Consider the following 23,637-nt stretch of genomic DNA (forward strand, 5'->3'; position numbering starts at 1 on the left):
AAGAAAACCGGTGCAGGCGCGAACTGCCGCCCCCTCAAAGGGCAGAAAAAAACTCCGTGGTGGTAGTTCGCGGTGTCATAACCGGGGTGCCTTTCTTGCACTGAAAAAGGAGAAAGTGAAGCCCCGATTGTCCCATAAAACCCAGCGGCCTTTACTTGCCCCGTGCTGGCAACACACCATGCAAGGTAGCGGCCAAGTCTTCGGCAGAAAATTTGGCCACGTAGCCATCGGCACCCACGCCGCGCACATGGTCTTCGTTGGCCGAACCTGAGAGCGAGGAGTGAATCACCACCGGCAGCCCCTTAAAGCGGGCATCGCCTTTGATATTGCGCGTCAGGGTAAAGCCGTCCATCTCGGGCATCTCCAAGTCGGTCAGTACCAAACACACCTTGTCCATGATGGTTTTGCCCTCGGCATGGGCTTGGTCCGCCAGCACTTGCAGCCTGTCCCAAGCCTCTTTGCCGGTTTTGACCATCTCGTAAGGCGCGTGCAGGTGCTGCAATTCTTGCTCAATCAGGGTACGGGCCACAAACGAATCATCCGCCGCCAAAATGATGGTGCCGTTTTTGATGTTGAGCTGTGAACGCGGCTTTTGCGATTCATTGGCGCTTTGCTCTTGTGGCGTGACCATTTGCAAAATGGCCTCGACATCCAGCACTTGGGCCAAGCGCGTGCCATCGGTATTGCCGTCTAAACGGGCAATGCTGGTAACGAGCTTGCCAGCAGCGCCGCTGCTTTCAGCAGACAACACTTGGTTCCAATCCAAACGCACAATATCTTCTACCGATTCGACCGCAAAGGCTTGCGTCGTGCGGGCAAACTCGGTCACCAGCATGATGTTCAAACCCGTAGTTGGCTTGCAGCCCACGATAGCGGGCAAATCCAGCACCGGAATCACCTGACCACGCAAATTGACCACCCCCAAAGAATGGGCTGAACCACCGGCAATCGGCGTGATGCTGGGCATGGCCACAATCTCGCGGATTTTGAACACATTGATGCCAAACAGCTCCGATTGTCCCAGTGCAGTATCTGTTCCTAGACGAAACAGCAGCAGCTCAAACTTGTTGGAACTGGTGAGGTTGGTCCGCTCATCAATCTCGTGTTGTACAGATTTCATTCCATGTCCTTTGCGCGGAGACTCGCGCGGGCAAATTTTAGGCTCTGGCGTGTGCTTCTACATGACTATACAAAAGAAAAATCCAAGCCAGCGTCGCCCGAGGCTAACACCAGTACCGACTGCGAGGATGGCCTACCATTGCAGCCCCCCAGCCAAACAACAGAATACTTTTTTCTACATCCTCTTTTGGAGAGGCCGCAGCCCAAGCCATGCTTTTAGGATTGATACCCCGCTCATTTCGCAGTCGCATGGCGACTTTTTTTGGCTTGCTGTCTTTGCTGGTGGGTCTGCCAACCTACCTCTACGTGAGTGAGGTGTACCGAGAACAGCTGCTGCGCGACCGACGTGAATACCTCAATGCCTTGACGGCTTCGGCGGCCACCGTAATCGCAGAGAATTTGGTAGAGCGCCGCCGCGAAATAGAGCTGTTGGCACAAACTACACTTTACCGGCGTGCCCCACTCGACAGCCCTGAGTTTCGCCCCAGCTTAGAGCGGCTAAAACAGTCTTATCCGCATTATTCTTGGATTGGCTTGGCCGATGCCGAAGGCCAAGTGCGCGCCGCCACCTCCAACCACCTGCTTCGGGCCAGCGTGGCGCAACGCCCCTGGTTTCAACAGGGGCGCACTGGCATTTTTACCGGCGATTTGCACGAAGCCCTGTTGTTGGCCAAACTACTGCAAAAACCCATACAGGGGCAGCCGATTCGGTTTATTGATTTTGCCGCCCCGGTATATGACGATGCCGGTGTATTGCGCGGTGTATTAGCCGCCCATGCCCATTGGCAGTGGGCCGGAGATGTGCTGCAAGTGGTCAGGCCGCGCAATGCCGAAGAACTGGGTTTGGATTTGTTCATCGTCAACCGCAACAACGAAGTCATCTACCCAGAAAATATCCCCACCGCGCTGAAAGTGCCCACCCCCGAGCAGCTGCGCCAGCCCGAAACGGGCTACTTCCACAACTGGGGCCAAGAGCAAGGCACGCTGTACCTCACGGCCAGTGCGGCCATTCAAAACCCCGTACCTGCCACCCCGTTAGAGTGGCGCGTGGTGGCACGCCAGCCAGCAAAAACTATCTTGACCGATGTGTGGGCTTTACAGCAGGTGATTTTATGGGCCTCTGGAGCTGCTGGCATCGCCTTTTTGTTGTTGGCATGGCTAGTGGCCAACCACATCAGCCACCCACTAAAGCGCCTGACCAGCATTGCGCGCCGCATTGAACGCGGCGAAGAAAAAGTATTGTTCGATGGCAATTTTGAGGCGCTAGAACTGCAACGCCTCTCCAATGCCTTGCAAGGCATGTATTCCACCCTGTTGGCGCAAAAAGAATCCTTAGCCCAAAACAACCAAATTTTGGAGGCCAAAGTGGTCGAGCGCACCGCCGAGCTACAGCAGCTCAATGCAGCACTAGACCGGCAAGCCCGCACCGATGCCCTGACCGGCCTGCCCAACCGCCGCCAAACCTACGAGCGGCTAGAAGAAGAATTTCTCCGCTTTCAACGCAGCCATGAGCCTTACAGCATCCTGATGCTGGATATTGATTTTTTCAAGAAAATCAATGACACCCACGGCCATGCCACAGGCGACATCGTGCTGCAACAGGTGGCGCACACTTTGCGCCAATCGGTGCGCGAGGTGGATTTGGTCGGGCGCGTGGGGGGTGAAGAATTTATGGTTATTCTGCCCATGACCCACCTGGACCAAGCGCTGTTGGTGGCAGAAAAAATCCGCCAGACAGTGGTTAATACCCCGATAGAGCCAGTAGGGCACATTACCCTGAGCCTCGGGGCGCAAGAAGTAGGCGTGGTAGATAAAAACCCACACGAGGCGGTAGAACAAGCGGACCAGTGCTTGTACCAAGCCAAGCAACAAGGGCGCAACCGGGTGGTGGCCTTCGGGTGCTTGGACTAAGAGGCCGTCGCCTCATACAGCGCGTTTTGCGTCGTCACCCGTTGCACAAAACCCGAGCGCTCCATCAAAGAGCGCGGTTGTTCTTGCGCTTGGTACAGGTGCAACACGCCACCGCGCAAGCCTACCGCCTTGAGAATTTGTTCTAACCCATCCAAGCCCGTGGTGTCGAGCGCAAACAAGCCTTTCATGTCCAACACCACCTCGGCACCGGCGGGGCCAGATTCAATCGTTTGCACCAGCGGGTCTATCTTGGCCATCGCACCAAAAAACAACGCGCCATGCAGTTGCCACACCAGCCGAGGCCGTGCAGGCGCGGCGCCTGTATTGGTGCTTGTTTCGGTGGCCGAGGCAGGTACCAGCTCGGCGCGAAACAAGGCCCCCATGCGCCGCACAAACAGCACACAGGCCAGCGCCAGCCCCACCTCTACCGCTACCGTCAAATCGAACACTACCGTTAGGAAAAAAGTGCCCAACATCAACAGCCGGTAATGGTTGCTGAAATGTTTGAGGCGCACAAACTCATGCCACTCGCCCATGTTCCAAGCGACAAACAACAAAATACCGGCCAACACCGCCAGCGGAATATGCAGCGCCAGCGGTGCCGCCAGCAGCACAATCAGCGCCAATACCAAGGCATGGACGATGCCTGCCATCGGCGTCGTGGCCCCAGCGCGCAGGTTGGTAACGGTGCGGGCAATGGTGCCCGTTACGGGCATACCGCCAAAAAACGGCACTACTAAATTGGCCACACCTTGCGCCATCAGTTCTTGGTTCGGGTCGTGCTTGCGGATGTGCGGGTCGGTGGCCAATTGGTCGGCCACGCGCGCGCAGAGTAAAGATTCAATCGCGCCCAGCAGGGCGATGGTCAGGGTAGGGGTGGCCAACAGGCGTGCAGTCTCCCAAGAAAACGACGGCAACGCAAATGCTGGCGGTTGTTGTGGAATGCCACCAAAGCGGCTGCCAATGGTTTCTACTGGCAACTCCAGCAGGTAGGCCAGTGCCGTGAGTGTGACCAGCGCCACCACTGGTGCTGGCACACGGGCAAACGCGCGCACTGTATGCCCTTCGGCCACGCGCAACACCGGCGAGCCTTTCAGAAACAAACGCGGCCACAGAAACAAGCCCGCCAAACAGGCCAGCCCCAGCGCCAAGGCATGGAGATTCACGGTATCCATATGCAGGGCCAGCACCTGCACCTGCGAGAAAAAATTGCCCGGCATTTTTTCAATGCTCAGCCCGAGCCAATCTTTGAGCTGCGACAGCGCAATCAACACCGCAATGCCATTGGTAAAGCCAATCACGATACTGACCGGGACAAAACGCACCAAATTGCCCAGCCGAAACAGCCCCAGCGCCAACAGCAGCACCCCAGCGCAAGCGGTAGAAATGAGCAGATTGGCGACACCGTAGCGCTCGACAATGCCATACACAATCACGATGAACGCCCCCGCTGGCCCGGCAATTTGCACATTGGTACCGCCCAACAGCGACACCAATACCCCGCCAATAATCGCCGTCCACAGCCCCGCCTCGGGCTTGAGGCCACTGGCAATGGCAAAAGCCATCGCCAAGGGCAGGGCCACAATGCCCACCGTGGCACCGGCACCGATGTCGGTCAGGGCGCGGCTGCGGTCATAGCCACGCAAAGCATCCAAAATACGGGGACGAAAAGCAAAAGACCAAGACATGCACGCTCCACAAAAAGCCATTGGGCCAAAGACAGCACTGCCGGGAACGGTGCCCATGTTGGCAACCGCGACCCCGGCAGCAGCGCTAAAGTGTAAACAGCAAAAAAATCAGTCGCTATTGCCGACAACCCGCCCCGGCGGCACAAGCGCTTGTGCGTTTGGAGTGGCCTCGGCGGTTGGCGTACTGCTGGGGGTAGCCAGCACCTGTCCGCCTTTCCAGCGGCGCAACACGCGCTGAAAAATCAAAGCATTGGGAATTTGCAAAAAGCTGCCGGGCGTGGCGCTATCTTCTAACGTGGTGTAGAGCATATTGATGTCAATCACCCGACCCTTGGCACCGGGTTTTTCTGCGGTATCAAGTAGCTCGATGGTGTCGCCCAAACTGAACGGCCCGACGGTAAAAATCAGCAGCGCACAAAACAGATTCGACAGCACACTCCAAGCGGCAAAAAAAGCCACCGCCCCCACCGTGGCAAAGCCGGTGAAGGCCGTCCACAGCACCGTGGCCGAGACCCCTAGGCGCTCCAGCACCAACAACAGCGCACTGGCCAAAATGGTCCAGCGCAACAAGCCGTTGATGGGCACCGTTAACTCCAACGGCATGTGGTAATGGGCACCAGCCCTGTCCACTAAGCGCAGTACCAGCCGCTGCAAGGCCCACGCGGCCAGCAAGATGAGCAAAATTTGCCCACCCGGAATGATGACTTCCAGCCAATCTTGCGCCCATTCGGGCAATTGGTCTTGCCAGTTGCGCTTGGCCATACTCTGAGCGTATTTTGCTTAAAGTTCGCGGCGCAGCGCCGGGAACAAAATCACATCACGGATGCTGGGGCTATCGGTCAGCAACATCATCAGGCGGTCGATGCCAATACCGCAACCACCGGCGGGTGGCATACCGTACTCTAAGGCGCGCACAAAGTCGTGGTCGTAGTACATGGCTTCATCATCGCCTGCGTGTTTGTTGTCCACTTGGGCATGGAAGCGCGCTGCTTGGTCTTCGGCATCGTTAAGCTCGCTAAAGCCGTTGCCAAACTCGCGCCCAGTGATATACAACTCGAAGCGCTCGGTCACTTCGGGGCGCTGGTCGTTGGCACGCGCCAGCGGGCTGATTTCGGTCGGATGCTCCATGATGAAGGTAGGCTGCCAGAGTTTGTCTTCTACCGTCTCTTCAAAATACAGTACCTGCAAACCGGCCAGTGTGCGCTGCGAGAGGCGATGTTTGGCCTCAGTAAGGCCCAGTTTTTGCAGTGCCGCCAGCAACCACGCGGCATCATCGACATGGTCACCGGCGTCGGTGTGCGCGATGATGGCTTCGCGGATGGTGAGGCGTTGGAAGGGTTGGCTCAAATCGACCCCCCGGTCTTGGTAGGACAGCTCCAAAGTGCCCACGGCCTTCATGGCGGCATCGCGCACCAGCGCTTCGGTAAAGTCCATCAAATCGCGGTAGTTCCAATAGGCGGCGTAGAACTCCATCATGGTGAACTCGGGGTTGTGGCGCACCGAGATACCCTCATTGCGGAAGTTGCGGTTGATTTCAAACACGCGCTCAAAGCCGCCCACCAGCAGGCGCTTGAGGTACAACTCGGGCGCAATGCGTAGGTACATCTCCTGCTCTAGCGCGTTGTGGTGCGTGACAAACGGCTTGGCATTGGCCCCACCGGGAATCGGGTGCAGCATCGGGGTTTCTACTTCTAAGAAGTTGTGCTGCACCATGAAATCACGAATTCCACTGACGGCCTTGCTGCGTGCAATAAAGCGGCGGCGGGCCGCTTCGTCGGTCATTAAATCGACATAGCGTTGGCGGTATTTGACTTCTTGGTCGGCCACGCCGTGGAACTTGTCTGGCATGGGGCGCAGGCTCTTGGTGAGCAAGCGCAGTTGCGTCACTTTGATGGTCAACTCGCCGGTTTTGGTCTTAAAGGCTGTGCCTTCGGCACCGATGATGTCGCCCAAATCCCAATGTTTGAAGGCGGCATACAGCTCTTCGCCCAGCGCATCGCGCGTAACGTACAGTTGAATGCGGCCACCGGTGCTGCCCAAGGAGCCATCTTGCACCGTGGCAAAGCTGGCCTTGCCCATCACGCGCTTGAGCATCATGCGCCCGGCCACCGACAAAGTGACGGCTTGTGCTTCTAGCGCCTCGGCGCTGGTGTCGGCATATTGTTGCTGCAAATCAGCCGCGTGGTGCGCCGGTTTGAAATCATTAGGAAAGGCCACGCCATTGCTACCTTGCAGCGATTGGCGCAAGGCGCGCAGTTTGTCGCGGCGCTCGGCCATGAGTTGGTTTTCGTCTTGGGAGGGAGAGGCGTGAAGATGGTCAGACATAGGTGCCGTCGGTGCGGGACGTAAAAATGGGGCTGCGAGCAGCCAAACCGCTAATTTTATGGGCTTGGGGCTATCATCAGCCTAAGCGCACCCCGCGCACCAGAATTTGCGACTCTCATCATGCTTTACCAGATTGTTTCTTTTTTGCTGGACGTGGCCGCTGGCCTGTTGTCTGGCGCTTGTTTGCTGCGCTTGTATATGCAATGGCAGCGCGTACCGTTTGGCAACCCGGTCGGGCAGGTGGTGTTTGCCCTGAGCGATTGGCTGATTTTGCCGCTACGCAAAATCATACCTCCCTTGGGTGGTATTGATATGGCCAGCTTGTTGGCGGCTGCGCTGGTGCAGTTGTTGCAATACCTGGTGTTGTGGTTGTTGTTGGGCGCAGGCTCGGGCTGGCTGTGGTTGCCTTGGCTGGCTTTGTGTGGGCTGGCACAGGTCGCCCTGACGGGCATGACGGGCATCATCCTGGTGCAGGTGGTGCTATCGTGGGTGCAAACGCGCTCGCCCATTGCAGACATTATTTACCGGCTCAGTGAGCCACTACTGCGCCCCTTGCGCCGGGTGGTGCCGCTGGTGGGCGGGGTCGATTTTGCGCCGCTGGTGCTGCTGGTGCTGCTGCAAGTGGCGGTGATGGTGTTGGGCTACGTGCAAACTTCCGTGTTGCGTTAAAAGCCTAATAATTGTCATAGCCCTCGCTATCGCCAGACCCTAAAGCCAAGCTCTCAAAGCGGGTTTGGTTTTTATGAAAATACAGCTTGACTGTGCCAGTGGGGCCGTTGCGCTGCTTGCCAATGATGATTTCGGCAATGTTTTGGTCTTTACTGTCTTTGTTGTAGTAATCGTCTCGGTAGATAAACAAGATGATGTCTGCATCCTGTTCAATCGCGCCTGATTCGCGCAAATCGGACATCATGGGGCGCTTGTCGGTGCGGGTTTCGACGCTGCGGTTGAGCTGCGATAGGGCAATCACTGGGCAACCCAACTCTTTGGCCAGCATTTTTAAGCCCCGCGATATTTCGCCCAATTCGGTAGCGCGGTTCTCGCCATGCCCACCGCTGGATCCGCTCATCAGTTGCAGGTAGTCCACCACCACCAGCCCCATTTTGCCGCCCAATTGCCGCGCCAAGCGCCGCGCATTGGCACGCAATTCGGAGGGGGTCAGGCCGGGGGTTTCATCAATGTACAAGCCCATTGTGCGTAGCCTTTCGATGGCTTCCGTCAGACGCGGCCATTCTTCGGGCGTGACGCGGCCATTACGCAAGTGCGATTGATCGACACGTGCCATCGAACCTACAATCCGCACCGCCAACTGGGCGGCGCTCATTTCCATAGAAAAAATGGCGACCGGCAAATTTTCGTGCAGGGCGGCATTCTCGGCAATGTTGATAGCGAAGGCCGTGTTGTGCGTGACCACGTCGTCATTGGTGATGTACAGGCGTTCTGGATGGCTCACAGCAATGCACTGGCATGGTGCTTCGCGGCTTGGCGTAATACTGCTGATGGTGAGCCGCTTGGCCCGCTGGCGCTCTAGCGGTAAGCGTGCCTGTTTTTCAGGCAACAGAAACAATGCTTGTGGCTGCGGATGGGCAATGTGGCAAATATAGGCAGGCAAGCCCGGCACCCGCAGGCCGTGGCTGTTACGGTAGTGTGGTGTTTTGCTGCTGATAGAACACCAACCGCCGAGCGAGCGCACCAGCTCGGCCAAATCCAGCGCCAATTGGTGGCTGGCGGTAGAAAAACGCACGCTGCCCCAGCGCTCTACCCAACCATCGGTATCGAGCAAACCACGCAGCAAATCTAAGCGGACAGCCCGCTGGGCTTCCAAATACAGGCGCGGAATAAACTTGGCATCACTGGCCAAACCGGATAGCCGCAAGCGCTCCAGTTCCACGCGCAAAGGATTAGGCTGTGCGCCGCCTTGCGCGCCCAGCCAAGCGCCTAGCACCCACGGGTCAATAGGCAAGGGATCATGGTGGCCAAAATCACCATTGGCTGTATCTATCCACAAGCGCCCTTGGTAACGTTTTTTTTCTAGCAACGCCATCATTTCGGCGGTGCTGAGCACTTTTGCTGCTGGCCAATGCCGACAATGCACACGCCATAAATGTTCGGCACAAGCTTCGGCGCTACGCCCATCCGAGAAGCTGAGGCGATAGACCGGTCGCACCCCTTGCGGAAAAATTCCTGTGACCACAGAGGCTTGACCATCCACCGAAGCCAGCGCGTCGCCCACCTCTAGCTGGCCCATTGCTTTCCAGCCGGTACGGGTGCGTACCTGTGCGTCCAATGGCTGCGCCTTGCCCATCGAGGGCCGCGCCGCCAGCACCACCATATCCCCCGCTTGGAGGCCTGAAGTCATTTTGTCCAAATCGATAAAACCGGTAGGCACACCCGTGATGTCGTTGGGGTTGTCGGCCATCTCTTGGATACGATCCATCAGCGTCACCGACAGATTTTCCATGGACTGGAAGCCCTGCTTCATGCGCGAGCCTTCTTCACCGATGTTGAAGATTTTTTGCTGCGCCTCGTCCAGAATTTTTTCTACCGCGCGGCCTTGGGTATTGGCGGCGTTGGTGGCAATATCGTTGCTGGCGTGCAGCAGTTTACGCAAAAGAGAGCGCTCGCGCACAATTTCGGCATAGCGGCGGATGTTGCTGGAGCTGGGCACATACTGGGCCAAGGAGTTGATATACACCAAGCCGCCCACTTCTTCGCCCTTGTTGCTGCTTTGCAAGCGCTCATAGACCGTAATCACATCGGCGGGCTTGTTGTCGTTGATCAGCTTGCCAATGCAAGCATAAATCAACTGGTGGTCGTGGCGATAAAAGTCGGTTTCTACCAACAAGTCGCCCACCCTGTCCCAGGCGTTGTTGTCTAATAGCAAACCACCCAGCACGCTAGACTCCGCCTCGATGGAGTGGGGCGGCACGCGCAGTTGCGATAGCTCGCGGTCTTCGTAGGGGGCAAAGCCACCATCCATAGGCATGAAGGGGTCAGAAGGCATCGGATTCCTTGGAGCAAGCCGGGGATGCTAACGGGTAACAAACGGGTAACGAACGGAAAAAACAAAAAAACCGCCCGAAGGCGGTTCGTGCAGAGCGCAAAGTGCGATCAGGCGGTTTCGCCGTACACCGACACAGTCACTTCTGCCACCACATCGGTGTGCAGCGACACGTTGACCGTGTTGTCGCCAATGGTCTTGATGGGGCCATTGGGCAGACGAATTTGCGACTTGAGCACCTTAAAGCCTTGCTTGTTCAGCTCGTCGGCAATGTCGTGGTTGGTGACCGAACCAAACAAACGGCCATCTACGCCAGCCTTTTGCGTCAGCTTGAACACCTTGCCAGCCAGCTTTTCGCCTTCGGCTTGGGCAGCAGCCAGCTTCTCGGCGGCGGCTTTTTCCAGTTCGGCGCGGCGGGCTTCAAACTCGGCCTTGGCAGCAGCAGTAGCGCGGCGGGCGCGACCAGTAGGAATGAGGAAGTTGCGGGCGTAACCGTCTTTGACCTTGACCAGATCACCGAGGTTACCGAGGTTCACAACCTTGTCGAGCAGGATGATTTGCATGGGTTGTGCTCCTTAGATCTTGTGCTGGTCGCTGTAAGGCACCAGGGCCAGGAAGCGGGCGCGCTTGATGGCGGTGTTGAGCTGGCGCTGGTAAATGGCGCGGGTGCCGGTCAGGCGTGCGGGGATGATTTTGCCGTTTTCGGCGATGAAATCACGCAGCGTGTCCACATCCTTGTAGTCGATTTCTTCGACGCCAGTGACGGTGAAGCGGCAGAAGCGCTTGCGCTTGAACAGCAGCGATTGGGTATTGCGCTTGGGGCGCTTGTCTTTGTTGAATTTCTTGAACGTGGCCATTGCGGACCTCTTGAAAATTAATTTTGTTGAATATCCTGAACGTGCAGCACGACAGACTTGCCATTGCGCGGTGTGCCTAAAAAACCGCTGAATTGCCACAAGCTACCCAAGGGCAACTTGGCCAATTGCTCAGCCAAAGGCCCAAAGGCCACAGCTTTGACGCTGGCCTTGACTTCTCGGGCTTGCCCGGCTTCTTGCTGGCGCGAGCTATGCTCTAAACGCAGGGCAATGGCGGGCAATCCGGCGGGCGTGAATCGCAAAGGCTCAGCCTCGGTGATACAGGCCGTCAGGGCAACGTGGTTTTGCACTCCGCTGGCAAGTGTGGGCTTAGCGTTCTGCGCGCTCGGTGCGCTCAGCGCGTTCGCCACGTTCACCGGCAGCAGCGTATTCGGCTTGGCTGGCTTTGCGGGCTTCTTCGCGCTCGACGGTCTTCATCATGGAAGAAGGGCCGGTGTCCGCCTTCTTCTTTTGCACGGTCAGGTGGCGCAACACGGCATCGTTGAACTTGAAGGCATGCTCCAGTTCGGCCATCACGGCTTGGTCGGCTTCGATGTTGACGCACAGGTAGTGGGCCTTGGCCAGCTTGTTGATCAGGTAAGCCAGTTGACGGCGACCCCAGTCTTCAACACGATGCACCTGACCGCCGCCAGCGACGATCATGCCCTTGTAACGTTCGAGCATGGCAGGAACCTGCTCGCTTTGATCCGGGTGGATCAACAAAATGATTTCGTAATGACGCATGCATACTCCTTCTGGATTAGGGAGCCACCCACTGCGTCTGTAGCGGTGTGGCAAGGCAAAGCCCGAGATTATAGCCACAGACCACGCCAAGCGTGCCAGCTTGTACACTTGGGCCTGCTTTGCTGCACATGCCGACACCATAAGGTGTGCGCTAGTGCTTGAAATGGTTTGGGCTGCCCCCAACTGCTGTGCAGCTCCACTGTTTTACCAGTTTCTTTTCAGTTTCTTCTACCAAAGTTTCCGACATGCCTGAAAACAACACTTCTGCCCCTGCCACGCCCCCCGCGCCCGAAGAAATTGAGGCCGCACTGGCCGCCAATGCCTCGGATGAGATGGCACGTTTGCAATCCGAACTGTCTGAACTCAAGGCCAAGAGTGCCGATTTGGCCGACCAATTTTTGCGCGCCAAGGCCGAGGCCGAAAACGCCCGCCGCCGCGCCGAAGAAGATATTGCCAAAGCGCGCAAATTTGGCATTGAAAGCTTTGCCGAAAGCCTGTTGCCCGTCTGCGATAGCCTAGATGCTGCGCTGGCCCTGCCCAACGCCACAGCACAACAACTGCGCGAAGGCTCCGATGCCACCTTGCGCCAACTCACTGCGGCGCTAGAGCGCAACAAAGTCGTGGCCATCAACCCGCCAGCGGGTGAAAAGTTCAACCCCAATTTTCACCAAGCCATCAGCGTGGTGCCCGCCGACCAAGAGCCTAACACCGTGGTCACGGTGCTGCAAAAGGGCTATGTGATTGCCGAGCGCATCTTGCGTCCGGCCTTGGTCACAGTCACGGCACCCAAATAAAAAATAGTGTGCGGGTATGGCTTGAACCTTCGCCAACCGACCACACGTTAGACGCATTCAATCATTTCACCAACATCACAAAGAGAGAGAATCATGGGAAAAATCATCGGTATTGACTTGGGCACCACCAACAGCTGTGTCGCCATCATGGACGGCAACAGCACCAAGGTGATTGAAAACAGCGAAGGCGCACGCACTACCCCCTCCATCATCGCTTACCAAGAAGATGGCGAGATTTTGGTCGGTGCTTCGGCCAAACGCCAAGCCGTCACCAACCCCAAAAACACCATCTACGCTGCCAAGCGCCTGATTGGTCGCAAGTTTGACGAAAAAGAAGTCCAAAAAGACATCGACCTGATGCCTTTCAGCATCACCAAGGCCGACAACGGTGACGCTTGGATTGAAGTGCGCGGCCAAAAACTGGCCCCGCCGCAAATCAGCGCCGAAGTGCTGCGTAAGATGAAGAAAACCGCCGAGGATTACCTGGGCGAGACCGTGACCGAGGCCGTGATTACGGTGCCAGCCTACTTCAACGATGCCCAACGCCAAGCCACCAAAGACGCTGGCCGCATTGCGGGCTTGGATGTCAAGCGCATCATCAACGAGCCTACCGCTGCCGCCTTGGCCTTCGGTTTGGACAAAGCGGGCAAGGGCGACCGCAAAATTGCCGTCTATGACTTGGGCGGTGGTACTTTTGACGTCTCCATCATCGAAATTGCCGATGTCGATGGCGAAAAACAATTTGAAGTGCTGTCCACCAACGGCGACACCTTCTTGGGCGGTGAAGACTTTGACCAGCGCATCATTGATTTCATCATCAGTGAATTCAAGAAGGAATCTGGTGTTGACCTGACCAAAGACGTGCTGGCGCTGCAACGCCTGAAAGAAGCGGCCGAAAAAGCCAAAATCGAGCTGTCCAACTCGGCGGCCACCGACATCAACCTGCCCTACATCACGGCAGATGCTTCTGGCCCCAAGCACCTGAACATCAAACTCAACCGCTCCAAACTGGAGCAATTGGTAGAAGAGCTGGTCGAGCGCACCATTGCCCCCTGCCGCACCGCTATCAAAGATGCGGGCATCAGCGTCTCGGACATCCAAGACGTGATTTTGGTCGGCGGCATGAGCCGTATGCCCAAGGTGCAAGAAAAGGTAAAAGAGTTCTTTGGCCGCGAGCCACGCAAAGATGTGAACCCCGACGAAGCCGTGGCCGTGGGTGCCGCCATCCAAGGCCAAGTGCTGTCGGGTGACCGCAAGGACGTGCTGCTGCTGGACGTGACCCCGCTGTCTTTGGGCATTGAAACCCTGGGCGGTGTCATGACCAAAATGATTACCAAGAACACCACCATCCCGACCAAGTTCGCGCAAACCTTCTCGACCGCCGACGACAACCAGCCCGCCGTGACCATCAAGGTGTTCCAAGGCGAGCGCGAAATGGCCAGCGGCAACAAACTGCTGGGTGAATTTAATTTGGAAGGCATCCCACCGGCAGCGCGTGGCGTGCCACAAATTGAAGTCTCGTTTGACATTGACGCCAACGGTATTTTGCACGTTGGCGCCAAAGATAAGGCCACCGGCAAAGAAAACAAAATCACCATCAAGGCCAACTCGGGTATCTCGGAAGAAGAAATCCAGCAAATGGTCAAAGATGCGGAACTCAACGCCGCTGAAGACCACCGCAAGCTCGAATTGGTGCAAGCGCGCAACCAAGGTGAAGCCGCTGTCCACAGCGTCAACAAGAGCCTGACCGAGTTTGGCGACAAACTCGATGCCTCGGAAAAGGGCGCGATTGAGTCGGCAGTCAAGGCGCTAGAAGATGCACTCAAAGGCGAAGACAAGGCCGCGATTGACGAAAAAACCACGGCCCTGATGGCCGCCAGCCAAAAGCTGGGCGAAAAAATGTACGCTAATGAGCAAGCGGCCCAAGCAGCCGCCGGTGCAGCAGAAGCTGGTGCCAGCAACCATGCCCACGGTGGTCAAGGTCAAAATGCCCATGCCTCCAACGCCAAGCCTGCCGATGACGACAACGTGGTAGATGCCGAAGTGAAGGAAGTCAAGAAGGGCTAAGCGGGTAGCGCTTGCGCTGACCATACCGCCGCGCCAGGCCCCCTGTATTGTGCTGGGGTGTCCGGCGCGGCGTTCCTGTTCTAACTGGGTACCTATCCATGTCGAAAAGAGACTTTTACGAAATCCTCGGGGTGGGCAAAACCGCCTCCGACGAAGAAATCAAAAAGGCGTATCGCAAGCTGGCGATGAAACACCACCCGGACCGCAATCAGGGTGAAGCCAGCAAGGGCGCAGAAGAGAAGTTTAAGGAGGTCAAAGAGGCCTACGAGATGCTCTCTGACCCGCAAAAGCGCGCCGCTTATGACCAATTCGGCCATGCGGGCGTGGACCCCAATCGCGGCCACGGTGGCCCCGGCACCGAGGGCTTTGGCGGCTTTGCCGAAGCCTTTGGCGATATTTTTGGGGATATGTTCAACCAAGGCAACCGGGGTGGTCGGGGTGCGGGCGGACGCCAAGTGTATCGGGGCAGCGATTTAAGCTATGCGATGGAGATTTCGCTAGAAGAAGCCGCCAAGGGCAAAAATGCCGAAATTCGCATCCCCGCGTGGGAAAACTGCGACACCTGCCACGGCAGTGGGGCCAAGCCCGGCACCAGTCCCAAAAATTGCCCCACCTGCCACGGCAGCGGAACGGTGCAACTGCGCCAAGGCTTTTTTAGCGTGCAACAAACCTGCCCGCACTGCCGGGGCACGGGCAAAATCATCCCCGAGCCTTGCACGTCTTGCCACGGTCAGGGTAAGCTGAAAAAGCAAAAAACCTTAGAAGTCAAAATTCCAGCGGGCATTGACGACGGTATGCGAATTCGCAGCACCGGCAATGGCGAGCCAGGCACGAATGGCGGCCCACCGGGCGATTTGTATATTGAGATTCGCCTCAAAAAGCACGACATTTTTGAGCGTGATGGCGATGATTTGCATTGCCAAGTGCCGGTCAGCTTTATCACCGCAGCCTTGGGCGGCGAGATTGAAGTACCCACCTTGGCGGGCAAAGCGGCGATTGACATCCCCGAAGGCACCCAAGCGGGCAAGCAGTTCCGCCTGCGTGGCAAGGGCATCAAAGGGGTACGCTCGAGCTATCCCGGCGATTTGTATTGCCATATCGCTGTCGAGACCCCGGTCAAACTGACCGAGCAACAACGTAAACTGCTACGTGAGCTGGAAGAATCGCTGCAAAAGGGCGGCTCGCGCCATTCACCCAGCGGCGAGAGCTGGACGGACAAGCTCAAGCGTTTTTTTAGCTAAGGGGCTGGGGGCGTTTTAGTGGTGCAGCACCCCAGCGCCCTGGATGTGCTGCATGGCGCTGTGCAACTCAGGCGAGTTCAGCACAGCGCGCAATGGGGCCAGCGCCGGAAGGCTAAAGTAAGAGCGCAAATGGAAGCTGTCCGAGCCTAAATCGGCGTCCAAATCGTAGGCTTTGAGCGAAGCCAGTTGGCCCAAGGCCAACCTCTCGCCCAAGCCCACGCACAAATAACCCAGCGCCAGCAGGGGCGCGTGCTGGGCATCTGCCGCACTGGCGGGCGTGACCAGCACGCGGCTAATCGCGGAGACATCTTGCACCAAGGCAGCGGGCAGCTCCCATTGGTGCAAGACCAAGCTGGCCACTTCGCCAGCGGCCAAGCCAATCACCTCTTGCTCTAATTGGGCGCGGCGCAGGCGGTCTAGCATCAGCCACTCTTCTACGCCATTGCTCGGCAACAAAGAAGCCGCCGCCAAATGCCCGACAAACACCAGCACCACCTTGGTGGCCAGTGCGCCCGGTTCTGGCAAGTTCAAGCCCTTGCCCAAGTGCAGACACAGCTCGCTGGCCACAGCGCTGGCACGCCAAATGGCATCGAAAGAGCGCTGGGCCGAGGCCAGCTCGGGCCGAAACGCCTGCGCCAGCATGTATTGCAGGCAGATGTTACGCACCGTGTCCATGCCCAACAGCGTGACGGCAGGCTCGATGCTCATGACCGGCTGGGGCAGGCCATAAAACGGCGAGTTGACCATCGCCAGCACGCGCGCTGCAATCAGTGGCTCGCCCATGAGCAACTCGCTCAATTCTGCGGGGTCAGCGCGGTTGAAAAAATCGGGTTCTAGCAGTTTTTGCATCGACAAGGGCGGGCGCGGAATACCACCCACCACCGTCATGAGGGCCTTATGCCGCGCACCCGATAAATCGCGCTCACGCATCCAGTGCAAAGCCGCCAATTCTGGCGGGGTATTGGGCGGCAGCAAGACGGCACCGGCGTTGGACGCTGGACTGGTGTGGGGAAAGGCGTTCTCTAAGCCTGGCACATTCACTGCTGGGCGCTTGGCCGGCAAAATCGTGGGCGGTTGGGGGGGTGGTGCGGCCGCCTCTGGTGCGTCATGGGGCAAGCGCTCTGCTTCCATAGGACGCTGGCGGGTGGCAGGGCGTAACTTCCACCAGACCAAGGCAGCAAGAACGAGCAAAACAGGGATCAAGAACAGCAGGGCGGGCACAGGCTCAACTCCTAATAAGTAGGGCGACAAGTGGGCTATGCTAACCAGTCTGCACCAGACGAATCAAAAAATCGTTTTGGCACAGTGCCAGCAGCTGGCAGCAGAGATGGCCCAGGCTCAATACAATGCCCGCTCCTTTACGTCCACTTTTTTTGTGCCTGCATTGTGCGTCGCCTGACCCGTCCCCGCTTACTGATTTTGCTGGCTGTGCTGCTCTCATTGGGGATTGGTGCCTTGTTTATGCACGCTATCTGGACGATGCGGCAAGACCAGTGGAATTTTGCCACCCGTACCAATATCAATTTGGCCCAAACTTTGGCCCAAGCCATTCACCATACGCTAGACAGTTTTGATCAATCGCTGCAAGGGGTGGTCAGTGGCCTAGAAGATGCCCAAGTGATGGCACTGGCACCGCCCTTGGCCGAGCGCGCCTTGTTTGACCGCTCCTTGGCCATGTCTGACATTGAGGGGGTGTTGGTGTTAAACCTAGACGGCAAGGTGTTAATGGCCTCTGGCCCCCGCAAGCCAGCACCGGGCACCAGTGTCGCCCTAGAGGCTTTGGGGCTGCTGCGCGCCGGACAGGCCAGCGCATTGCATGTGGGCACCCCCATGCACAGCCCCTTTTCTGGCATGTATGTACTGCCCTTGAGCCGCCCGTACAACGGCAGCAATGGCAATCTGGCGGGTGTGGTGGTGGGTTTTATCCGCTTACAGCATTTCAATGATTTGTTTGCCTCGTCCCAGTTGGGGAGCCACAGCGGCATCAATTTATTTTTGCTCAACGGTACGGTGGTGGTGCGTTTTCCGTACAACGACCAAGATACGGGCAAATCTTTGGCCGGCACCGAGAACATGCGCCGTTTGCAATCGGCCACGCAGGGCTCTTTTTCTAACCGCGCAGTACTCGATGGCGTGCTACGCACCTATGCTTTTCACCATGTGGCCCATTATCCCTTGGTGATTAACGTCGCCCAGTCGATTGATGAGGTGCTGGCCGACTGGCGGCGCAGCGCCATGTGGCTAGGTTTTTTTGCCTTGGTGCTGATGGCGGCCTGTATTGGGCTGGCCGTATTGTCGGCGCGCGAGTTAGAACGGCGCCAAGCCATGAGCGCTCAACTGCAACAAACCCAGCATGACCTGCAAACCATCTTAGACAACCTGCCCTCCTTGGTCAGCTATTGGGACACCGATTTGCACAACCGCTTTGCCAACCGCGCCACCGAGCTGTGGTTTGGCATCACGCCCGAACAATTGCGCGGGATGCCTGCGTCCACCTTGCTGGGGCCGGATGGTTACGCCAAAGTGCAACCCTATCTGGAGCGCGCCTTACAGGGTGAAACCCAAACCTTTGAGCGCTGCATCACCGATGCCCAAGGGCAGCAACGCCACACTTACATCACTTATACCCCCGACATCGAGCAAGGCACGGTGCGCGGCTTGTTGGTGCAGTCGATAGACATCAGCGAGCGCAAACGCATGGAAGATGAGTTGTTTGAAGAAAAAGAACGCATCCGCCTGACGCTCAAATCGATTGGCGATGCCGTCCTTTGCACCAATGCCGAAGGAAAAATCACCTACCTCAATCCGGTAGCGGCACGCATGACGGGCTGGAGCAAAGAAGCCGCCATTGGGCAAGACATTGACCAAGTAGTGCCGCTGTATCTCAACAATGGGCTGCTGCTGCAACCGAGTCCACTGCACCAAGCCTTAGAGAGTGGCCTCTCTTGTGGCCCCACGCGCGGAATCGTGCTACAAGGCACGCAAGGGCAACGCTACGATGTAGAAGAATCGGCCAATCCGATTATTGACCGCCACGGCCAGCGCACGGGCGCGGTGATGGTGCTGCACGACATGACCGAAACCTTGGCCATGAGCGCGCGCATGGCCCGTTTGGCCCAATACGATGCCCTGACGGATTTGCCCAACCGCCTGCTGCTGCAAGACCGCGCCAGCCATGCACTGGCGCAAGCGCGGCGCGATGGCCGCTTGCTGGCCGTGATTTATTTAGACTTGGATGGCTTTAAGCAGGTCAATGATTGCATGGGCCACGAAGCAGGCGACCAATTGCTAGTGGAGTTTGCCCAACGCCTCAAAGCCACGGTGCGTGAATCGGATACCGTATGCCGCCAAGGGGGCGATGAGTTCGTGCTGCTGTTGCCGGGGCTGGACGATGTGGCCCACCTCGACCGACTCGCCCACAAAATACTCTCCACGTGCGATGCGCCGTTTTTGTTGGGCGGCGGTTGCGCTGGCAAGGGCGGCTGTATTGGGGTCAGTGGGGGCGTGGCGCTGTTTCCGCAACACGGCCACACCTTTGAATTGCTGGCGCGCCATGCCGATGAGGCCATGTATGCCGCCAAACGCGCCGGGCGCGGACGCTTTTATCTTTACCACGGCGAAGGGCTACCCCCCAGTGTCATTACACCGCGTGCCGCCTGATGTCGGCGCTGCTCTCGTCCTCGCCCGATTGGCTGTGGGTGCCGGTGGTGCTGGTGGCCGCTTTGGCGCAAACGGTACGCAATACCGCGCAGCGCTCTTTAACCTCTGAACTGGGCACGCTGCCTGCCACTTTGGTGCGCTTTTTGTACGGGCTGCCGTTTGCACTGCTGTATTTAGCGGTTTTGTATCTGTGGCTGCCCGCAGCGCGGGTGTTACCCAATTTCAGTGCCAGCTATGTCGGCTGGATTGCCTTGGGGGCTTTATTCCAAATTTTGGCCACAGCGGCCTTACTGCGCGCGATGGAAGAGCGCAATTTTGCCGTGGCAGTCACTTTGGCCAAAACCGAAGTGCTGCAAGTGGCCTTGTTTGCAGCTGTGTTTTTGCACGAGTTGCCCACTGCCTTGGCCCTCGTGGCTATGGCTTTATCTACCTTGGGCGTGGTGGCGCTATCGCTGCCGGGGCGCGGCCAGTGGTTGCAGTGGTCGGCTTGGCTAAGCCCTTCGGCCTTGTACGGGCTGGCGGGCGGTGCCTGCTTTGCCGTGGCGACGGTGTGTTTTCGGGGTGGAGCGCTGGCGCTGGATGCTGCCTCGCCTTGGGTGTCTGGGGCTTGGGGGGTGCTGCTGGCGCAAAGCCTGCAATCGGTGGGTTTGGGTGCTTGGGTAGCGCGGCGCAGTCCGCAGGGCTTGGCCCCATTGTGGCGCGCTTGGCGCGTGTCTTTACTCACAGGGGCAATGGGGGCAATGGCCTCGATTGCCTGGTTTACCGCCTATGCTTTACAGAACGTAGGGCCGGTACGCACACTGGGCATGATTGAGGTGGTGTTTAGCTACTTTGTCTCGCGCCGCATCCTGAGTGAACATCTGGCATGGCAAGAAAAAGCCGGAATGTTGCTGGTGGTGGCCGGACTGGTGTTGATTTGTTGGCCTTAAATCAGGCCCCAGCGTGTGCAAAAAAATACCAGCCACCATGACGGAATGGCGAAATTAATTGTATCTATTTGTAAAATATACAGCCCCAAAGCAGGGCATTTTGAGGAGGAGACCCCACCATGCGCGTCAATTTGCCCGTGACCGATCAGGAGTATGACTACCCTGCCCACAACATGCTGGTCTCTACCACCGACACCACGGGCGTTATCACGCATTGCAACCAAGCTTTTATGGATGCCAGTGGCTACACCTACGAAGAGCTGATAGGCCAGCCCCACAACCTGATTCGCCACCCCGACATGCCGCCCCAAGCCTATAAAGATTTATGGGCCACGGTGGGCCGGGGGCTGCCGTGGTCGGGCATTGTGAAGAATCGGCGCAAAAACGGTGGTTTTTACTGGGTACGCGCCAACGTTACGCCCATCATGGAGGGGGGCAAGCCCTGTGGCTATATGTCGGTGCGTACCAAACCCAGCCGAGCCGAGATTGCCTTGGCTGAAGGTTTGTATGCCCAATTGCGTGCTGATTTGGCCGCACAACGCCAAACCTTCAGACTCTACCGTGGTGCCGTGGTCTATCCCGGTTTGCGCGGTGTGTTACAGCGTATGCGACAAATGGGGGCTGTGCCCACCTTAGCGCTGATGCTGTCGGGCACAGCGGCACTGGCAACCCTACCGCGCTGGCTCGATTGGCAGGGGCCACTGGCGTGGGCCACAGAATTGGCCCTGCTGCTGGCCGGTGGCGCAGTGGTGCTGACATGGTTTCAGCGGCGCATTGTGGGCGGGATGCGCGATGCGGGCAACTTTGCGCGCGACATTGCCGCTTGCAACCTCAGTACCCAACTCGATGTAGCGCAGTTTGCCAACTCTCTGCAACCGATGGCACGCAGCCTGCAACAAATTCAGGTCAATTTGCGTGCCGTGGTAGGCGATGTACGCACCGAGATTTTGGGCTTCATGAAGGCGGCAGACCACATCGCGCAAGGCGGGCACGATTTATACAACCGGACAGAGGCGCAAGCGCACAATTTAGAGAAAACCACTGCGGCGATGGAAACCCTGTCCAGCGCTGTCCACCAAACCGCGCAAACCGCCGAGCAAGTCTCGGGCGATAGCGTGCAAAGCGCTGGCGTAGCACGCCAAGGCGGCCACGCCGTGCAGCGGGTGGGCCAAGCCATGCAAGCGATTGAGCAATCATCGCGCCAAGTGGGCGACATCATTGGGGTGATTGAGGGCATCGCCTTCCAAACCAATTTGCTGGCCCTGAATGCGGCGGTCGAGGCAGCGCGGGCGGGCGAACAAGGGCGCGGCTTTGCCGTGGTAGCGGGCGAAGTGCGCGCACTGGCCCAACGCAGCGCGCAAGCCGCCAAAGAAATTCGCACCCTGATTAGCACCTCAGCCCAACAGGTGCGCGAGGGCAACCAAGAAATGGCCCAAGCCGGACAAACCATCGACGAAGTGGTGGCCTCGGTGTCGCGGGTGAGTGAGCTGGTGCGGCAAATTAGCCACGCCACCACCGAGCAATCGGTGGGTATTGACCAAGCCAATGCCGCAATGGTGCAATTAGAGTTGGTAACACAGCAAAATGCGACTTTGGTAGAACATACTGCTGATGCCGCTGATGCGCTTAAAAATAGCTCTACGGCGCTGTCGCGTTCGGTAGAAGTATTTAGACTCGATTAAGCGCGCCCCACCTCCTCACTCCAAAGACTTGCCCCTATGCGTACCAATTTACCCGTTACGTCCCAAGAGTTTGATTATCCGGGCGAGGAGCTTTTGATGTCCACCACCGACGAAAAAGGCCGCATTACGCACTGCAATGCGGCTTTTTCGCGCGTCAGTGGCTACACCATTGAGGAGCTGATGGGCCAGCCGCACAATATGGTGCGCCACCCCGATATGCCGCCCGAAGCCTTTAAGGATATGTGGCACACCATTGGCAAAGGCCGCACTTGGGTGGGTATCGTCAAAAATAGGCGCCGCGATGGCGACCATTATTGGGTGCGCGCCCACGTCACACCGCTGATGGAAAACGGCAAACCCAAGGGTTATATGTCGGTGCGGGCCAAGCCATCGCGCGAAGATATACGCGAAGCCGAGGCCCTGTATGCGCGCGTGGTACAAGAGCGCACCAGCGGGCGGCACACGTTTTATTTGCACGCCGGACGGGTGCGCCCCACCGGCTGGCGCGACCGCTTAGGGCGTTTGCAGCGTGCCACTTTTACCGAGCGCTTGCTGGGCATGATGCTGCCGTTGTGGCTGGCCGCTTTGTTGCCACAGCAAATGGGCTGGACGGAGAGCGCAGCAGGGCAACTGGTGCAAATGGCACTGGTGTTTGCAGTTTCTGGCATCATCGTTTGGCGCTTTCATCGGCGCATTACGCTGGCGCTGGCCGATGCCAATCAATTGGCGATTGGCATTGCGGGCTGTAGCATTTCCGGGCACGAAAAGCGCATCCACGAGCGCCACCCCACAGCCTTGTTGATTGAGCGTTTGCAGCAAATACAAGTCAATTTGCGCGCCATTGTGGGCGATGCGCGCACCGAAATCAACGGCTTTGGCCGCATTGCCGACACCATTGCCCACGGTGCCGAAACACTGGCCCAGCGCACCGAGGCCCAAGCTGCCAACCTAGAGCAAACTGCCGCCTCGATGGAGCAATTGTCCAGCGCGGTGCGCCAATCGGCCGACACCGCTCAACAGGTACTGCGCGAAAGCGAACACAGCGCCAATTTGGCGCGCCAAGGGGGGCAGGCAGTCACCAAGGTCGGCCAAGCGGTGCAAGCGATAGAGCAGTCCTCGCACAAAATGGGGCAAATTATTGGCACGATAGAAGGGATTGCCTTCCAAACCAATTTATTGGCGCTGAATGCCGCCGTAGAAGCGGCCCGTGCGGGCGAACAAGGCCGAGGCTTTGCCGTGGTAGCGAGCGAGGTGCGCGCGTTGGCCCAACGCAGTGCCACGGCAGCGCGCGAAATCAAGGCCCTCATCCACGAGTCCAGCAGCCAAATTGGCCAAGGAGCCAGCCAGATGGATGCTGCGCGCCAAACCATCCAACAGGTGGTCGAATCGGTGGCCCATGTCAATGAGTTGATAGCGCACATGGGCACCGCCACGCAAGAGCAATCGCAAGGCATTGCCCAAGTCAACCAAGCCGTGAATGAGCTAGACCAAGTAACGCAAGAAAATGCGGCCCAAGTGCAAGAATCGGCCTCTACCGCTGCGGCCATGAGCAACAACGCCGGTGTGCTGGGGCGCACGCTGGCGGTGTTTCAATTGCCATAAACATGCCAGCCGCGTGCCAG

19 protein-coding genes are annotated in these 23,637 nt (G+C 57.8%); 9 read left to right on the forward strand and 10 right to left on the reverse strand.

Annotated features, from left to right (window positions below; translation table 11 throughout):
• Positions 1-151 precede the first annotated feature (151 nt).
• Positions 152-1,120 carry a chemotaxis protein gene (locus PHX60_RS05800; RefSeq protein ID WP_300075741.1) on the reverse strand — a complete coding sequence of 323 codons (969 nt, stop codon included), beginning with the start codon at positions 1,118-1,120 and terminating at the stop codon, positions 152-154.
• A 248-nt stretch (positions 1,121-1,368) separates the two neighbouring features.
• Between PHX60_RS05800 and PHX60_RS05805 the strand changes: the two genes are divergently transcribed.
• On the forward strand, positions 1,369-3,030 hold the full coding sequence (locus PHX60_RS05805) for a diguanylate cyclase (RefSeq protein ID WP_300075743.1): 1,662 nt from the start codon (positions 1,369-1,371) through the stop codon (positions 3,028-3,030).
• Here PHX60_RS05805 and PHX60_RS05810 read toward each other — a convergent pair.
• The 3 genes from PHX60_RS05810 to lysS form a co-directional block, all read right to left on the reverse strand.
• Complete coding sequence (locus PHX60_RS05810) at positions 3,027-4,718, reverse strand: SulP family inorganic anion transporter (RefSeq protein ID WP_300075745.1); 1,692 nt, start codon at positions 4,716-4,718, stop codon at positions 3,027-3,029. The genes PHX60_RS05805 and PHX60_RS05810 overlap by 4 nt on opposite strands.
• A gap of 108 nt (positions 4,719-4,826) precedes the next feature.
• A complete protein-coding gene (locus PHX60_RS05815) occupies positions 4,827-5,480 on the reverse strand; it encodes a mechanosensitive ion channel family protein (RefSeq protein WP_300075747.1) in 654 nt (217 codons plus the stop codon).
• Positions 5,481-5,498: 18 nt separating this feature from the next.
• Positions 5,499-7,043, reverse strand: a complete 1,545-nt coding sequence (gene lysS, locus PHX60_RS05820) for a lysine--tRNA ligase (RefSeq protein ID WP_300075748.1) — start codon at positions 7,041-7,043, stop codon at positions 5,499-5,501.
• Between the two features lie 120 nt (positions 7,044-7,163).
• Between lysS and PHX60_RS05825 the strand changes: the two genes are divergently transcribed.
• Positions 7,164-7,712 (forward strand): YggT family protein, encoded by a 549-nt coding sequence (locus PHX60_RS05825; protein WP_300075750.1) that lies wholly within the window; start codon positions 7,164-7,166, stop codon positions 7,710-7,712.
• Between the two features lie 4 nt (positions 7,713-7,716).
• Here the strand turns inward: PHX60_RS05825 and dnaB are convergent, their stop codons facing one another.
• From dnaB to rpsF, 5 genes are all read right to left on the reverse strand, one after another.
• Positions 7,717-10,029 (reverse strand): replicative DNA helicase, encoded by a 2,313-nt coding sequence (gene dnaB / locus PHX60_RS05830; RefSeq protein ID WP_300075992.1) that lies wholly within the window; start codon positions 10,027-10,029, stop codon positions 7,717-7,719.
• Positions 10,030-10,154: 125 nt separating this feature from the next.
• Positions 10,155-10,607 carry a 50S ribosomal protein L9 gene (gene rplI / locus PHX60_RS05835; RefSeq protein WP_300075752.1) on the reverse strand — a complete coding sequence of 151 codons (453 nt, stop codon included), beginning with the start codon at positions 10,605-10,607 and terminating at the stop codon, positions 10,155-10,157.
• Positions 10,608-10,619: 12 nt separating this feature from the next.
• Positions 10,620-10,901, reverse strand: coding sequence for a 30S ribosomal protein S18 (gene rpsR, locus PHX60_RS05840; protein ID WP_044397946.1), 282 nt, complete (start codon positions 10,899-10,901; stop codon positions 10,620-10,622).
• Positions 10,902-10,918: 17 nt separating this feature from the next.
• Entirely contained in the window at positions 10,919-11,209 is a 291-nt protein-coding gene (gene priB / locus PHX60_RS05845; protein WP_300075758.1) for a primosomal replication protein N, read from the reverse strand.
• 19 nt (positions 11,210-11,228) lie between these two features.
• On the reverse strand, positions 11,229-11,642 hold the full coding sequence (gene rpsF, locus PHX60_RS05850; protein ID WP_300075760.1) for a 30S ribosomal protein S6: 414 nt from the start codon (positions 11,640-11,642) through the stop codon (positions 11,229-11,231).
• A gap of 245 nt (positions 11,643-11,887) precedes the next feature.
• On the opposite strand from rpsF, the gene grpE reads away from it, so the two are divergent.
• The 3 genes from grpE (at position 11,888) to dnaJ (ending at position 15,744) form a co-directional block, all read left to right on the forward strand.
• Positions 11,888-12,436 carry a nucleotide exchange factor GrpE gene (gene grpE, locus PHX60_RS05855; protein WP_300075762.1) on the forward strand — a complete coding sequence of 183 codons (549 nt, stop codon included), beginning with the start codon at positions 11,888-11,890 and terminating at the stop codon, positions 12,434-12,436.
• A 93-nt stretch (positions 12,437-12,529) separates the two neighbouring features.
• The gene (dnaK, locus tag PHX60_RS05860) at positions 12,530-14,503 is read left to right on the forward strand and encodes a molecular chaperone DnaK (RefSeq protein ID WP_300075764.1); all 1,974 of its coding nucleotides are present in this window, start codon (positions 12,530-12,532) and stop codon (positions 14,501-14,503) included.
• A 98-nt stretch (positions 14,504-14,601) separates the two neighbouring features.
• The gene (gene dnaJ, locus PHX60_RS05865; RefSeq protein ID WP_300075766.1) at positions 14,602-15,744 is read left to right on the forward strand and encodes a molecular chaperone DnaJ; all 1,143 of its coding nucleotides are present in this window, start codon (positions 14,602-14,604) and stop codon (positions 15,742-15,744) included.
• A 15-nt stretch (positions 15,745-15,759) separates the two neighbouring features.
• On the opposite strand, the gene PHX60_RS05870 is transcribed toward dnaJ, so the two are convergent.
• Positions 15,760-16,935: an HDOD domain-containing protein gene (locus PHX60_RS05870; RefSeq protein WP_300075768.1), complete on the reverse strand. Its 1,176-nt coding sequence runs from the start codon at positions 16,933-16,935 to the stop codon at positions 15,760-15,762.
• Between the two features lie 195 nt (positions 16,936-17,130).
• On the opposite strand from PHX60_RS05870, the gene PHX60_RS05875 reads away from it, so the two are divergent.
• From PHX60_RS05875 to PHX60_RS05890, 4 genes are all read left to right on the forward strand, one after another.
• Positions 17,131-19,404 carry a diguanylate cyclase gene (locus tag PHX60_RS05875; RefSeq protein ID WP_300075770.1) on the forward strand — a complete coding sequence of 758 codons (2,274 nt, stop codon included), beginning with the start codon at positions 17,131-17,133 and terminating at the stop codon, positions 19,402-19,404.
• The gene (locus PHX60_RS05880) at positions 19,404-20,333 is read left to right on the forward strand and encodes a DMT family transporter (protein ID WP_300075772.1); all 930 of its coding nucleotides are present in this window, start codon (positions 19,404-19,406) and stop codon (positions 20,331-20,333) included. Before PHX60_RS05875 ends, PHX60_RS05880 begins: the two co-directional genes overlap by 1 nt.
• Positions 20,334-20,452: 119 nt before the next feature.
• On the forward strand, positions 20,453-22,015 hold the full coding sequence (locus PHX60_RS05885) for a PAS domain-containing methyl-accepting chemotaxis protein (RefSeq protein ID WP_300075774.1): 1,563 nt from the start codon (positions 20,453-20,455) through the stop codon (positions 22,013-22,015).
• 36 nt (positions 22,016-22,051) lie between these two features.
• Positions 22,052-23,617: a PAS domain-containing methyl-accepting chemotaxis protein gene (locus tag PHX60_RS05890; protein ID WP_300075776.1), complete on the forward strand. Its 1,566-nt coding sequence runs from the start codon at positions 22,052-22,054 to the stop codon at positions 23,615-23,617.
• The last annotated feature ends 20 nt before the right edge of the window (positions 23,618-23,637 follow it).

It is taken from the genome of Giesbergeria sp. (assembly GCF_028686475.1).
Taxonomy (GTDB): domain Bacteria; phylum Pseudomonadota; class Gammaproteobacteria; order Burkholderiales; family Burkholderiaceae_C; genus Simplicispira.